The sequence below is a fragment of the Aeromonas enteropelogenes genome (assembly GCF_020097295.1).
In the GTDB taxonomy this organism is placed as follows: domain Bacteria; phylum Pseudomonadota; class Gammaproteobacteria; order Enterobacterales; family Aeromonadaceae; genus Aeromonas; species Aeromonas enteropelogenes.
Map to the genome: position 1 here is coordinate 296,668 of NZ_CP083625.1, position 13,869 is coordinate 310,536.

12 protein-coding genes are annotated in these 13,869 nt (G+C 61.1%); 8 read left to right on the forward strand and 4 right to left on the reverse strand.

The features are described from left to right. The first annotated feature begins 41 nt into the window (after positions 1-41). On the forward strand, positions 42-995 hold the full coding sequence (gene gshB / locus LA321_RS01300) for a glutathione synthase (RefSeq protein ID WP_042073151.1): 954 nt from the start codon (positions 42-44) through the stop codon (positions 993-995). A gap of 154 nt (positions 996-1,149) precedes the next feature. Here gshB and LA321_RS01305 read toward each other — a convergent pair whose 3' ends face one another. Then, a complete protein-coding gene (locus LA321_RS01305) occupies positions 1,150-2,775 on the reverse strand; it encodes a methyl-accepting chemotaxis protein (RefSeq protein WP_042027922.1) in 1,626 nt (541 codons plus the stop codon). A 117-nt stretch (positions 2,776-2,892) separates the two neighbouring features. Here LA321_RS01305 and LA321_RS01310 point away from each other — a divergent pair, with 117 nt between their 5' ends. Together LA321_RS01310 and ruvX are read left to right on the forward strand one after the other, a co-directional pair. Then, positions 2,893-3,447 carry a YqgE/AlgH family protein gene (locus LA321_RS01310; RefSeq protein WP_026457453.1) on the forward strand — a complete coding sequence of 185 codons (555 nt, stop codon included), beginning with the start codon at positions 2,893-2,895 and terminating at the stop codon, positions 3,445-3,447. A 46-nt stretch (positions 3,448-3,493) separates the two neighbouring features. Continuing rightward, positions 3,494-3,916: a Holliday junction resolvase RuvX gene (gene ruvX / locus LA321_RS01315; RefSeq protein ID WP_026457452.1), complete on the forward strand. Its 423-nt coding sequence runs from the start codon at positions 3,494-3,496 to the stop codon at positions 3,914-3,916. A gap of 107 nt (positions 3,917-4,023) precedes the next feature. Here ruvX and ampC read toward each other — a convergent pair whose 3' ends face one another. After that, a complete protein-coding gene (gene ampC, locus LA321_RS01320; protein ID WP_042073152.1) occupies positions 4,024-5,172 on the reverse strand; it encodes an FOX/MOX family class C beta-lactamase in 1,149 nt (382 codons plus the stop codon). A 169-nt stretch (positions 5,173-5,341) separates the two neighbouring features. Between ampC and LA321_RS01325 the strand changes: the two genes are divergently transcribed. Genes LA321_RS01325 through LA321_RS01335 form a run of 3 tightly spaced genes read left to right on the forward strand, consistent with a single transcriptional unit; the run spans position 5,342 to position 9,214 of the window. Next, the gene (locus LA321_RS01325; RefSeq protein WP_042073153.1) at positions 5,342-6,262 is read left to right on the forward strand and encodes an AAA family ATPase; all 921 of its coding nucleotides are present in this window, start codon (positions 5,342-5,344) and stop codon (positions 6,260-6,262) included. After that, positions 6,262-7,251: a DUF58 domain-containing protein gene (locus tag LA321_RS01330; protein ID WP_042073154.1), complete on the forward strand. Its 990-nt coding sequence runs from the start codon at positions 6,262-6,264 to the stop codon at positions 7,249-7,251. The genes LA321_RS01325 and LA321_RS01330 overlap by 1 nt, the downstream gene beginning before the upstream one ends. Continuing rightward, entirely contained in the window at positions 7,238-9,214 is a 1,977-nt protein-coding gene (locus LA321_RS01335) for a transglutaminase family protein (protein ID WP_042073156.1), read from the forward strand. Before LA321_RS01330 ends, LA321_RS01335 begins: the two co-directional genes overlap by 14 nt. A gap of 51 nt (positions 9,215-9,265) precedes the next feature. Here the strand turns inward: LA321_RS01335 and LA321_RS01340 are convergent, their stop codons facing one another. Beyond that, a complete protein-coding gene (locus LA321_RS01340; RefSeq protein ID WP_042027935.1) occupies positions 9,266-10,696 on the reverse strand; it encodes an alanine/glycine:cation symporter family protein in 1,431 nt (476 codons plus the stop codon). 702 nt (positions 10,697-11,398) lie between these two features. Between LA321_RS01340 and tal the strand changes: the two genes are divergently transcribed. Beyond that, positions 11,399-12,349, forward strand: a complete 951-nt coding sequence (tal, locus tag LA321_RS01345) for a transaldolase (protein WP_042073158.1) — start codon at positions 11,399-11,401, stop codon at positions 12,347-12,349. Positions 12,350-12,508: 159 nt separating this feature from the next. Continuing rightward, a complete protein-coding gene (locus LA321_RS01350) occupies positions 12,509-12,691 on the forward strand; it encodes a DUF3545 family protein (RefSeq protein WP_026456021.1) in 183 nt (60 codons plus the stop codon). A 215-nt stretch (positions 12,692-12,906) separates the two neighbouring features. Here LA321_RS01350 and accA read toward each other — a convergent pair whose 3' ends face one another. After that, positions 12,907-13,857: an acetyl-CoA carboxylase carboxyl transferase subunit alpha gene (gene accA / locus LA321_RS01355; RefSeq protein WP_026456022.1), complete on the reverse strand. Its 951-nt coding sequence runs from the start codon at positions 13,855-13,857 to the stop codon at positions 12,907-12,909. Between the last annotated feature and the right edge of the window lie 12 nt (positions 13,858-13,869).

A 13,869-nucleotide genomic window follows, 5' to 3' on the forward strand; every position in this document is an offset into this window, starting at 1 on the left:
GGGGTCACAACACCCAATCGAGCTACCAGAAGGAACAGCGGATGACCATTAAACTCGGCATCGTGATGGACCCCATTTCGTCCATCAACATCAAGAAGGATTCCAGCTTCGCCATGCTCGAAGAGGCGCAAAAGCGCGGCTATGAGCTCTTCTATCTGGAGATGAAGGATCTCTACATGCAGGAAGGCCGGGCATTTGGCACCATGCGTCCGCTCACGGTCAAGCATGACTACGCCAACTGGTTCACCCTGGGCGAGGTGGTCGATCAGCCCCTCTCCAGCCTGGACGTGATCCTGATGCGCAAGGATCCGCCGTTCGACACCGAGTTCATCTACGCCACCTACATGCTGGAGCGTGCCGAGGACGAGGGCTGCCTCATCGTCAACAAGCCCCAGAGCCTGCGCGACGCCAACGAGAAGCTCTACACCGCCTGGTTTGCCGAGCACACCCCGACCACGCTCGTCACGCGTCGTGCCGACAAGCTGCGCGCCTTCCACGCCGAACACAAGGACGTCATCCTGAAACCGCTGGACGGCATGGGCGGCGCCTCCATCTTCCGCATGAAGGAGGATGACGCCAACGTCGGCGTCATCATCGAGACATTGACCTCGCACGGCCAGCGCTACTGCATGGCGCAGACCTATCTGCCGGCCATCAAGGAGGGCGACAAGCGGGTGCTGGTGGTAGACGGCGAGCCGGTCCCCTACTGCCTGGCGCGCATTCCGGCCCAAGGGGAAACCCGCGGCAACCTGGCCGCCGGCGGTCGTGGCGAGGCACGCCCCTTGAGCGTCTCCGACTGGGCCATCGCCCGCGCGGTCGGCCCGACCCTGAAGGAGAAGGGCCTCATCTTCGTCGGACTCGACATCATTGGTGATCGGCTGACCGAGATCAACGTGACCAGCCCGACCTGCATCCGCGAGATCGAAGCGGCCTTCCCGGTGCACATCACCAGCATGCTGATGGACGCCATCGAGCGCCGGTTGGCCAAGGCCTAATCACAGTTTCTGCTGGCGAACAAATAGCAACGAAAGAGGCTGCACCCTGTGCCGCCTCTTTTTTTGCCTCCGGTTTCTGCCGCTGACGCGGGAAGCATCACTATCCATTCAGCCCCGCTCACGGATCGGGCCGTCACACCCGGGCGGTACGCTCTTAGCAGCGGAACTGCCCCACCTTCGCCTTGAGATCGTTCGACAGCTGCTCCAGCTCGTGGCAACTCTGATTGAGCTGGGTGGCGGCTTCGGTCGATTCGGTCGAGATATGGGCGATATTGACCACGTTGCGGGTGATCTCCTCGGCCACCTTGCTCTGCTCCTCCGCCGCCGTGGCAATCTGGGTGTTCATCTCGTTGATCACGTTGACCGAACTGACGATATCCCCCAGCGCCTGACCGCAGGCCAGCACGGTACGGTTGGACTCCTCCACCTGCTCCAGCCCCTGCTCCATGCTACTGGCCGCCTGGTTGGCCCCCTGCTGCAACTTGATGATGGTCTTGCCAATCTCTTCAGTGGAACGCTGGGTGCGCTGGGCCAGGGTGCGCACCTCGTCGGCGACCACCGCAAAGCCGCGTCCCTGATCCCCCGCCCTGGCTGCTTCGATGGCGGCGTTGAGGGCCAACAGGTTGGTCTGCTCGGCAATGCCGCGAATGGCGTCCATCACGCTGCCGATGTCCCGGCTATCATCCGCCAGCTGGGTGATCATGGCCGCCGTGTTCTGGATCTGGGAGGAGAGACCGGACATGCGGTGGATGGCGTCTTCCACTGTCTTGTGGCCGTGCCGCGCGCTGTCATCGGCATGACGGGCCGCATCGGCGGCGTTGTTGGAACTGTTGGCCACTTCGGCCACCGTGCTGCTCATCTGGTTCATGGCGGTGGCGGTCTGATCCGTCTCCGCCTGCTGCTGAGCAAAACGCTGGCGGCTCTCGACTCCGATATGGGCCAGCTGGGCCGACTCTCTGGCAAGCTGCTCCGCCATGTCGTTGATCTGGGCGATGAGGCCACGGAAATGGCGGATCACCTCGTTGAGGGAGTGCGCCAGGCTGCCCATCTCATCCTTGCGCAGTACGGGGGCCTGCTTGCTCAAGTCGAGATCCGTCTGCATACCGCGCAGGATCTGACCCATGGCCGCCAGCGGCTGGCTGACGCTGCGCCCGGCCCAAATCCCGATAAACAGCACACAGCCACCCACCACCACAAACAGTGCGATAAACAGCTGGGTCAGCTGCTGCCTGAGCTGGTTGAGCTCGGCCACTTTCTTCTCCGCTTCCGTCAGCTGATATTCCACCAGCACGCTCACCGCATCGCTGACCGGGTCGATCACCTGATAGAGGGGCATGATGGCGGCGGAGAGGGCCGTGCGATCCTGCCCCTGCGAGCGATCCAGCAACTGCATCACGCTGTCTATCTCGTGATTGGCGGCGGCAAACAACCCTTCCACCTTGTCCGCCAGCCTGCGCTCCTCGTCGCTCATGTTGTGGCTGCGATATTGGCGCCAGATCCGGGTTATCTCCTGCTGGGCGGCGCTCATGTCCGCTTTGGAACGGGCAGGTTCAAAGCCCCCGACGTTGGCCTTGTTGGCAGCATCGATCACCTTGACCGCGTAGAGATCGGCGATCTGCTTGAGCTCCTTGAGCTGGACCACCTCCCCCTGATACATGGCGTTTATCCCCGTCATCAGTTGGGACATCGCCTGGGTTGCCCCTATGACCAGCAGCAACAGCGCCAGCAGGGGGACTACGCAGCCCAGGATAAGCTTCTGCTTGATTGAAATACCTTCCATGGCTTTCTCTCCACCCGAAATAGATTGATAGGCCTGAACCGGCCGCCAAAAAGCGGTTTTGCCAGACGAAGCGAGCTGCCATAATTGACGCAAATACCTTTGCAATATTTGGCCCATATGCAAACACTGCAAAATCACTTCCTGCTCGCCATGCCGAGCCTCACCGACCCCTATTTCGAGCGTTCGCTGGTTTACCTGTGCGAACACAATGAACAAGGCGCCATGGGGCTGGTGGTCAATATTCCGGTGGATATGTCGCTGGAGACCATGCTGGCTCAGCTCAAGCTGGCCCCGCCCGCCAACCCGGAACTCAAGCAGCCCGTGCTGCAGGGGGGACCGGTGCACGCCGATCGCGGCTTCGTGCTGCACAGCTTCCGCCCCGGGTTCAACTCCACCCTGCAGGTGGGAGACGAGGTGATGGTGACCACCTCCAAGGACATTCTCGAGACCCTGGGCACCGACGAGGCGCCGGATCACTGGCTGGTTGCCCTGGGTTATGCCGGCTGGAGTGCAGGTCAGCTGGAGCAGGAGCTGGTCGAGGGAGCCTGGCTGGTGATCCCTCCCAATCCGGATCTGGTGTTCAAGACCCCCATCCACCAGCGCTGGCAGCGGGCAGCCGCCAGCATTGGCGTCAATCCCGTTCACCTGTCCAGCGACATCGGCCACGGCTGATGCAATCTGCTGTGCATTTTGCGACGCATTTTGAGGAAATTACCCAATGTCATCACGCAGTATCATGGGCTTTGACTACGGCACCAAGAGCATAGGGGTCGCCATCGGCCAGGAGCTCACCGGCACGGCCCGCCCGCTGCGCGCCCTCAAGGCCAACGACGGCATCCCCAACTGGGACGAGATAGAGAAGCTGCTCAAGGAGTGGCAACCTGACCTGCTCATTGTCGGCCTGCCGCTCAACATGGATGGCACCGATCAGGAGATCACGGTGCGCGCCCGCAAGTTCGGCAATCGTCTGCACGGCCGCTTCGGCAAGCCGGTGGAGTTCAAGGATGAGCGGCTCACCACCACGGATGCCCGGGCCCGCCTGTTCGCGCAGGGTGGCTATCGCGCCCTGGAGAAAGGCAGCGTGGACGGCGTCTCCGCCCAGCTGATCGTCGAAGCCTGGATGGAAGAGCAATACGGCTAATCCGCTTATCCCCCTCCAAGCCCCATAAACAATGACGCCGGGATCAGCCCGGCGTCATTGTTTACGTCAACCAGCCACTTATCATGGCCAAACATTGAAGGCGGCCATCAGGGCACCAGATGGCGCAGGATGGCATAGGCGGCCTTGACTCTGGCCTCAATGGGATAGTTGCGATTGGCCAGCATGACGATGCCCACGCCTCTGGCCGGGACAAACACCACATAGGCACCAAAACCGTTGGTCGAGCCTGTCTTGTTGTAGAGTCGCTCGTTCCCCATCGCTCTGGGTGCCACAAAGGGCTTGACCGGATTGGCCTTGAAGCTCACCACCGGTGAATTGCCCGCCAACAGCACCTGTTCGGTCACCGGATAGGCGTAGCTCTCCCACCCCAGCCCCTGGGTCATCTCTCTCACCGAGTAGAAACCGGTTCGGGTCATGGCCAGCGCTTGCTGCACCGCCTTGTCGCCACTGCCTGTCATGTTGGCGCCCACAAACTTGATGAGATCCGCCGCGCTGGTCTTGATGCCATAGGCCTCGTCCGCCAGCACTCCGGGATTGACCCTGACGGGTTTGTCTTCCTTCGAATAGCCATAGGCGTAGTCAACCATGGCTGCGTCTGGCACCTCGAGATAGGTGTGCTGCAAATCGAGCTTGGGCAGCAGGGTCTGGCTCATCAGTTGTCTGAATGGTTGGCCCAGGGTGCTCGCCGCCAGATGGCCGAACAGACCTATGCTGGGGTTGGAGTACTCGCGATAAGTGCCTGCCGCATAAAGCGGTGACCACTGCCGGTAGTACTGGCGCATTCTCTCGTTTGAGTCGACCGCATCGGGAAACTGCAACGGCAAGCCCCCTGCGCTGTAGGTCGCCAGCTGGGCCATGGTGACCCGATCAAACGCCGAATTCTGCAACCAGGGCGCGTGCTGGCTTACCTTGTCATCTAACCGAAAGCCCCCTTTGACAACCGCGTAGGTGCCCAGGGTCGCGGTAAAGGTCTTGCTGACCGAACCAATCTCGAACAGGGTTCGCTCGCTGACGCGCCGGCCGCTCTCCCGATTGGCGACGCCATAATTGAAGTAGTGAGGCTTGCCCTCCTTCAGCACGGCGACCGCCATGCCCGGGATCCGGTACTCCTCAAGCAGCGGCTGGACAGCCTTTTCCACTATGCTCGCCATGGGCTCATCTGCCGTGGCATAAACGCGGGGAACGAGCAACAGGGGCCCCAATGCCAGCAGTGATAGCGCGGTTCGTTGTTTCATGGTGTCAATCTCATGGTGGAGTCAGAGATGCCACTATAACCGTGCTGCATGAGCCCAGAGTGAACCTGTGTGAAGTCTCTGTGAAGTCACCAAGAAATAAACGACGGCCAGCTTAGACCAATCTCTTCTGACTGGGGTATAAATGGGAGAGAGCACAATGGAGGTGCGAATGAGGACACAGGAACAGATTGCGCAACTGTTGACGGCCCTGGAGCAGGTGATCCTCGGCAAGCCGCAGCAACTCAAGATAGCCCTGGTCACCCTGCTGGCTCGCGGCCATCTGCTGATCGAGGATCTGCCCGGCATGGGCAAGACCACCCTGGCCCATGCGCTGGCCCAGGTGCTGGGGCTCGATTGCCGGCGAGTGCAGTTCACCGCCGATCTGCTGCCTGCCGATCTGCTGGGGCTGCAGATCTTCGATAAAGCCCAGCAGCAGTTTCGCTTTCACCCCGGCCCCGTCTTCACCCAGGTGTTGCTGGCCGACGAGATCAACCGCGCCAGCCCCAAGGTGCAGAGCGCCCTGCTGGAGGCCATGGCCGAGCACAGTGTGAGCATGGAGGGGCAGAGCTATCCGCTCCCCTCCCCCTTCTTCGTCATCGCCACCCAGAATCCGGCTGATCAGGCAGGCACCTATCCCCTGCCGGAGTCCCAGCTCGATCGCTTCGCCGTGCGCCTGTCGCTGGGATTTCCCCCGCGGGAGGCCGAGCGACAGCTACTGCGCGGTGCCAACCAGCCCGTCACCCTGACCCGCCAGCTGGATGCTGCCGCCCTGGCCGCCCTGCAAGCGCAAACAGATGGCATTCATCTCTCCGATGCCACCCTCGACTACCTGCTGGCGCTGGTCCACCAGAGCCGGTTCGATGAGGATCTGCCCCAGCCCCTCTCTCCCCGAGCCGCTCGCACCCTGCTGGCGGTCAGCCGCGCCTGGGCCCTGGTCGCGGGGCGCCGTTTCGTGACGGCAGAGGATGTGCAGGCCGTTTTCCCCTATGTGGCCGAACACAGGCTCAGGGGGAGCTTTGGCGTGCAGCGCGGCGAGGCCTGCCCCCTGAGCCAGCGCCTGCTGGCCAGGGTGGATCCGGACAACCCCTGATGGGCTGGCGACACCGAAGGGATGCATGGCAGCGGCGCTGGCTGGCTCGCCGCATTCCCCCCGCCCGCCAGGTAACCCTGGGGCCACGCAGCCTGTTTATCCTGCCGACCCGCCTCGGGCTTGGCTACCTGCTGGTGATGATCGCCATCTACCTGCTCGGCACCAACTACCAGAACAATCTGGTGCTGCTGATTGCCTACTGCCTTGCCAGCCTGTTTATGGCCGCCATGTGGCTCACCCATCACAACCTGCTGGGGTTGTCCCTGCTTGGGGGCCCCATGGTGCTGGGTGAAGCGGGCCAGCCCCTGCCCATCCGGGTGACGGTTAGAGCCCTTCGCCCTGCGCGGGCACTGCAGTTGACCCTGAACGAAGGCTCCCTCTGGCTGGCGCAAGCCGACCCGGCCCCCGCCAGCCTGATCCTGTCAGTCAAGGGCGGCCGGCGCGGCCGGGTAGCTTTGAACCGGCTAAGGGTGGAGAGCCGCTACCCCCTGGGGCTGTTTCGCTGCTGGTCACTGCTGGATCTGCAACTGGAGGCCTGGCTCGCCCCCGCGCCCCTATATGGGAGTTTGCTCACGGGCGCGTCTCAAACGGAACAAGAGGGACAGGGGCAAACCGTTCCCGCCACTCTCGGGGACTTTGATACCCTGCGGGAGCATCGCCCGGGGGAGCCGCCGAGCCGGATCGCCTGGAAGCAGCTCGCCCAGGGACGCGGCCTCCTGGTCAAGCAGTTCGAAGAGCCCCTGCAAGATGACACCCACCTCTCCCTCTCCCGGGTCAGTGGCCAGGATCTCGAAGCGCGGCTGTCAGTGCTGGCCTGGTGGTGCAGCGATTTCGCCAAGCGGGGCGTCACCTTCACCCTGACTCTGGCGGGCCAGACCCTCGGTCCCGAGAGCGGGCCTGCCTTCCTCCAGCGTTGCCGGCTGGCACTGGCGCGCGTTGGCGACAAGGGGGATACGACAGCAGAGAGGGGGATGGATGCTGCTCGATAACCGTCGCCTGCTGCCGCTCATCGCCCTTCAACAGCTGCTGCTGGCGGCGGCGCTCTGGCCCCAGCTGCAACTCTGGGTGCTGGCCGTGGGCGCCGCGACCCTGGGCGTGCGCGCCATGATGCTGTGGCGGGACTGGCGTGCGCCCCCTGCCCGGCTGCTGGCGCTGCTGGCCGGTATCGGCATCTTGCTGCTGGTATGGCAATGGCGGGCGCTGGGCACCCTGCCAGTCCTCATCAACCTGCTCTGGCTCGGCTATAGCCTCAAGATGATCGAGGTGCGACGAGAGCGAGACATAGAGCAGGTACTGCTACTCGCCTTCTTCCTCATCGCGCTGGCGCTGGTACATCGTCAGAGTATCGGCTGGGCCATGATGATGGCGCTGACCCTCTGGCTGGCAATCACAGCGCTGGTGGCGGCGGTGGATCCCGCCTTGCGACAGCCCTGGCGAAAGGCTGGCTTTGCGCTGCTGCTGGCCCTTCCATTGCTACTTACCCTGTTTTTGCTGCTGCCAAAACTGCCGCCACTGTGGCAGATGCCCGCCACCAGCCGCGCCATGTCGGGGCTCTCCGAGACGGTATCGCCCGGGGACATCAGCGAGCTGGCCAACTCGTCCGAGCTCGCCTTTCGCGTCACTTTCGCAGGTGGCCCGCCCCCCACCAGCGAGCGTTACTTTCCGGTGATGCGCCAAGAGTATTTCGATGGCCGGAGCTGGCAGCTGAGCGCCGAAGTCAAGACCTGGCAGCGCGCCGTTCCAACCAGAGAGGACGTACCCGGTGTGCTATCCGATGTGCCTCTGCCAACCGGCAGTTACGAGGTGATCGCCGAGCCCCAGCGCCATCGCTGGGCCTTTGCCCTGGCCAGTCCCTTGGTGCTGGATGGTCCCGTACTGGTGACCCCCCTTGCCACCCTCTATCGCCAGGGACGCGGCGAGGTGACCATTCGCTATCGGGTAAGCGGCCTTCAGGCAGAACAAGATGTCACCCCGCAATCACTCCAGCGCAATCTGCAACTACCGGTGGCGGGCAACCCCAGGGCGCGCGCCTTCGCCCTTGACTTGCGCGAGCAATACCCAGAGCGGGATGCCATGGTGGCCGCCTTGCTGGCGACCTTTCGCCGTGAGCCCTATGCCTACACCCTGATGCCCCCTCCCCTTGGCGACGACGGAGTGGATGAGTTTCTGTTCGATACCCGGCGCGGCTTTTGTGGCCACTACGCCATGGCCACCGCCTTCGTGCTGCGCTCAGCCGGGGTGCCAGCCCGGCTGGTGACCGGTTATCTCGGCGGCGAGTGGAATCCCAGCGGCAACTATCTGGCGGTACACCAGTTCGATGCCCACGCCTGGGTGGAGTATCTCGATGGTGCCGGGCGCTGGCGACGCATCGATCCCACTGCGGTAGTCGCGCCAGAGCGTATCGAAGGGGGCATCACCCAGGCGCTGAACGAGGAGTTTACCGCCGCCGATCCCCTCGCCCTGCAGCGCTATCGCAACTGGGCCCTGCTCAACCAGCTGCGCTGGTGGGGCAGCAACATCGACTATCAGTGGAGCCGCTGGGTGCTGGGTCATGATGCCAGCCAACTCTGGCAGCAGCTCGGCCAACGCTGGCCGGCACTCGCCGGCCAGATCCCATGGCTTATCCTCACCAGCCTGATGCTGGTTACCCTGCTGGTGAGCCTGCCCCTGTTCTGGCCAGGCCGCCAACCGCCACAACAACGCATCTGGTCGCCACTGCTAAAACGGGGTCGGAAGACAGGCTGCTCGCCCGCTCCGGGGGAAAGCCTGGCCCTGTGGTGCGAACATCTGGCACAGCTGCGTCCCGAGCTGGTCCATCCCCTGCGACAAAGTGCCTGGCTCTATCGCAGGTGGCGCTACGCCCCCCTCAATGCACGGCAGCGCCAACGCTACTGGCGCCAGCTGCGGCGACGGCTGAACCAGGTCTGTCGCCGCTGGGATCGGCTGACATAACGAAAAAAAGGGGAGCCACTGGCTCCCCTTGTCGGTCTGACTCACCCGCTCTTATTTCTTGGTCGGGTTGTCCCAGATCCCCGCTTCCAGCTGGGAGCGGATCTCGGGGTACTTGTTGGCATCGAAGGTAGGCAGCTTGCCCAACTTGAGCTGGTCGTTGTAATCCTTGGCCAGCTTGATGGCAACGCCGGAGAGCAGCAGGATCGCCACCAGGTTGACGATGGCCATCAGCCCCATGGAGACATCCGCCATGGCCCACACGGTCGGCAGCTCGCCCACGGAACCGAACATCACCATGCCCAGCACGAACAGACGGAACAGCATCAGACCGCCCTTGTGGTTGTGCTCGAGGAACACCAGGTTGGTCTCCGCGTAGGAGTAGTTCGCCACTATGGAGGTGAAGGCGAAGAAGAAGATGGCTGCGGCGATGAAGATGTTGCCACCGTTGCCTATCTGGGATGACAGCGCACGCTGGGTCAGCTCGACGCCGGTCACACCGGAACCCGGTTCAAACTGGCCGGAGACCAGGATGATGGCCGCGGTACAGCTGCAGATGACGATGGTGTCCATGAAGACCCCCAGCATCTGCACATAACCCTGGGAGGCCGGATGGGGCGGATAAGGGGTCGCAGTCGCTGCGGCGTTGGGCGCAGAACCCATGCCCGCCTCGTTGGAGAAGAGGCCGCGCTTGATGCCGTTGATCATCGCCTGGGAGATGGCATAACCCAGGGCACCGGACCCTGCCTGTTCGATACCAAACGCCGACTTGATGATCAGGGCAAACACACCGGGCAGTTCGCTGATATTCATAGCGACGATGATCAGCGCCAGCAGGATGTAGGCCAGTGCCATGAAGGGCACTACCAGTTCGGCGAAACGGGCGATGCCGCGAATCCCGCCGAAGATGATGAGGCCGGAGAGGACCACCAGCGCCAGGCCGCTGACCCAGTCAGGAATGCCGAAAGCCACGTTCATCGCCAGGCTGATGGAGTTGGCCTGCACCGCGTTGAACACCAGACCGAAGGCCAGGATCAGGCACAGTGAAAACAGCACCCCCATCCAGCGCATGCCAAGCCCCTTTTCCATGTAGTAGGCGGGGCCGCCACGATAGTTGCCGTCTTCATCCTTGACCTTGTAGAGCTGGGCCAGGGTGCTCTCGACGAAGGCGGTCGCCATGCCGATGAAGGCGATCAGCCACATCCAGAAGATGGCGCCCGGGCCACCCAGATAGATGGCTACGGCCACACCGGCCAGGTTGCCGGTGCCGACACGTGCGGCGAGACTGGTACAAAGAGCCTGGAAGGAGGAGATGCCTGCGTTGTCCGATTTACGGCTGTTCTTCAGCACGGAAAACATGTGGCCAAAGTGGCGGACCTGGATAAAGCCGAGTCTGAAGGTGAAGAAAATTCCGACCCCGATGAGCAGGTAGATGAGCACGGCTCCCCACATCAGGTCGTTTAGCATCGCAATCAAAGTGTCCATAATTCTCTCGTTGTTATTCACATCCATGGCCGATCCGTGCCGGCCGTTTTTTGTCTGTCGTTTTAATTAGCGTTTCGCTAAAGGGGCGGAATCTAGCATAGCGGGAGAGTTCAGAATAGTGATCCCGATCACTCGGGATACAAAAAACGAACGGAAAAAGCCCAAAAAGCTCCATTCAAATCGCAAACTTTCAACAATTCCAATAAGTTAATCGAGCAAGCAGAAAACAAGCCTCATAAGAGAACCTTTCATCTGCCGCCGCCAAACCTCGTCAAAAAATGCAAACGCTTGCCTGAAACGGCGCTCAAATCGCGCACTGTCGCCAAACGTTTTCCATGTAATTAAATTTCAAGTACCTGAAGTAATAATTTATGTGATCGAGGACACAAATATGGATATTGGTGAAAAAAGATGGCCCGACGACAAGCGGAGCCGACCTTGTTGCAGGAAGTAAAAAACCTTACTAATCATATACTTTTATCATGGTTTTTGAGGTGACATCAAACACTGGATGATTAACGGCCAACCCTCCCTATTGCAGGATGCACCACATCAGTATTAATTAGGCAGGCAATGACGATGGGCTGGCCCCGTCGCGTTTTTCTGAGCATGAGGCAACAGGAACCTGTAATTTTATTTCAGAATCGCCGTCTCACGCCCGCAACCCCGGGATGACTCCCGCATTAAGAGATGATATTCGCTATGGCCGATAAATTAACCCAGCTGAAAGCCCTGACCACTGTTGTTGCCGATACCGGTGATATCGAAGCCATCAAACGCTATCAGCCCATCGATGCCACCACCAACCCTTCTCTGGTTCTGAAGGCCTCCGAGATCCCCGAGTACGCTCCGCTGATCGAAGACGCCATCAACTGGGCAAAATCCCAGAGCCAGGACAAGGCACAGCAAATCATCGACGCGGGCGACAAGCTGGCGGTCAACATCGGTCTGGAAGTGCTGAAGATCGTCCCGGGCCGCATCTCCACCGAAGTGGATGCCCGTCTCTCCTTCGACACCGAGGCCAGCATCGCCAAGGCCCGCAAACTGATCCGTCTCTACAACGACGCCGGCATTAGCAACGATCGCATCCTGATCAAGCTGGCCTCCACCTGGGAAGGGATCCGCGCCGCCGAAGTACTGGAAAAAGAGGGTATCCAGTGCAACCTGACCCTGCTGTTCTCCTTCGCCCAGGCCCGTGCCTGTGCCGAAGCCGGCGCCTTCCTGATCTCCCCGTTCGTGGGCCGCATCCTCGACTGGTACAAGGCCAAGCACAACCGCGACTACACCGCGAGCGAAGATCCGGGCGTGGTCTCCGTCACCGCCATCTACAACTACTACAAGCAACATGACTACCCGACCGTGGTAATGGGCGCGAGCTTCCGCAACACCGGCGAGATCCTGGAACTGGCTGGCTGTGACCGTCTGACCATTGGCCCAGCCCTGCTGGAAGAGCTGAGCAAGGCCGAAGGCGCCGTGGTTCGCAAGCTGGACTACACCGGCGAGCGTATGCCCAAGCCGACCCCGATGACCGAAGCCGAATTCCGCTGGGAGCTGAACCAGGACGCCATGGCTGTCGAGAAGCTGGGCGAAGGTATTCGCCTGTTTGCCATCGACCAGGGCAAGCTGGAAACCATGCTGGCAAGCCACCTGTAATCGACTCTTTTTGCTGAAAAAAACCGGGAGCCATGTTGGGCTCCCGGTTTTTTTATGGGCTTTTTTTAGCGCTGTCATGGAGTCGCAATAAAAACGTTTTACTTTCAATGTCGTTATGTTATACGGATGGTGAAAACGATAACAACCAAGGAGGGAGCCATGGACATGTTCAACTTCGAGTATGAAGAGGTGGTTGAACTCGGTTCGCGTAGCCGCGGGACAACGGGAAAAAAACGCAAGTGGCGTGAGATTGAGGCGTTGAAAGACAAGCATCGCCTGCAGAAGGAGCTGCAATCCATCGATATCGCCTACGAAGGAATGTGTGACGAGATTGAATTGTAACACCGACACATGAGATACCAGCGCCCCGCCCCTGCGGGGCGTTTTATTTTACCCGGCCATCCTGCCCCCGACAGGCTAACTGCCGCCGGCACGCCCCCAAGCCAATTCTGCTTTACTCCCCAACCCCTCTGAGTCTCTGACCCCCTGACCAGAAGCAGACATAAAAAAGCCCCCGTGCAGGACGGGGGCTTCATGATGCAGGTGCCGAGCCGGGTTTAGCAGTAACCGTAGCCCAGCAGACGCTGATAGCGCTGCTCCAGCAGCTGTTCGGTATCGAGCGGACGCAGGGCATTCAGATCCTGCAGGATGCGGTCTTTCAGGTGCTTGGCCATCTTCTCCACGTCGCGGTGAGCGCCGCCAAGCGGCTCCTCGACGATGGAATCGACCAGCTTGAGCTCCTTCAGGCGCTGGGCCGTGATGCCCATGGCATCGGCCGCCACGGAGGCCTTGTCGGCACTCTTCCACAGGATGGAGGCACACCCTTCCGGCGAGATGACGGAGTAGGTGGAGTACTGCAGCATGTTGACGCGATCGCCCACGCCGATGGCCAGTGCGCCACCCGAGCCACCCTCACCGATCACGGTGCAGACTACCGGCACGGTCAGACCGGCCATCACTTTCAGGTTGCGAGCGATGGCTTCGGATTGACCACGCTCTTCGGCACCCACACCCGGATAGGCGCCTGGGGTGTCGATGAAGGTGATGATCGGCATCTTGAAGCGCTCGGCCATCTCCATCAGGCGCAGGGCCTTGCGGTACCCTTCCGGACGCGGCATGCCGAAGTTGCGCTTGATCTTCTCCTTGGTCTCGCGACCCTTCTGGTGACCGATGATCATCACGGGCTCGCCGTCGAGACGGGCGATGCCGCCGACGATGGCCTTGTCATCGGCATAGGCGCGATCGCCGGCCAGCTCGTCGAAGTCGGTGAAGATGTGCTCGATGTAATCGAGGGTATAGGGGCGCTGGGGATGACGCGCCATCTGTGACACCTGCCAGGCACCCAGATCGCCGAAGATCTTCTTGGTCAGCTCTTCGTTTTTCTTCTCCAGCCGGCGGATCTCTTCTTTGAGATCCACGGCGTGATTGCCTTCACTCACATGACGGAGTTCATCAATCTGCGCCTGCAATTCGGCGATCGGCTGTTCAAAATCCAGAAAAAGACTCATAGGGACTATAGA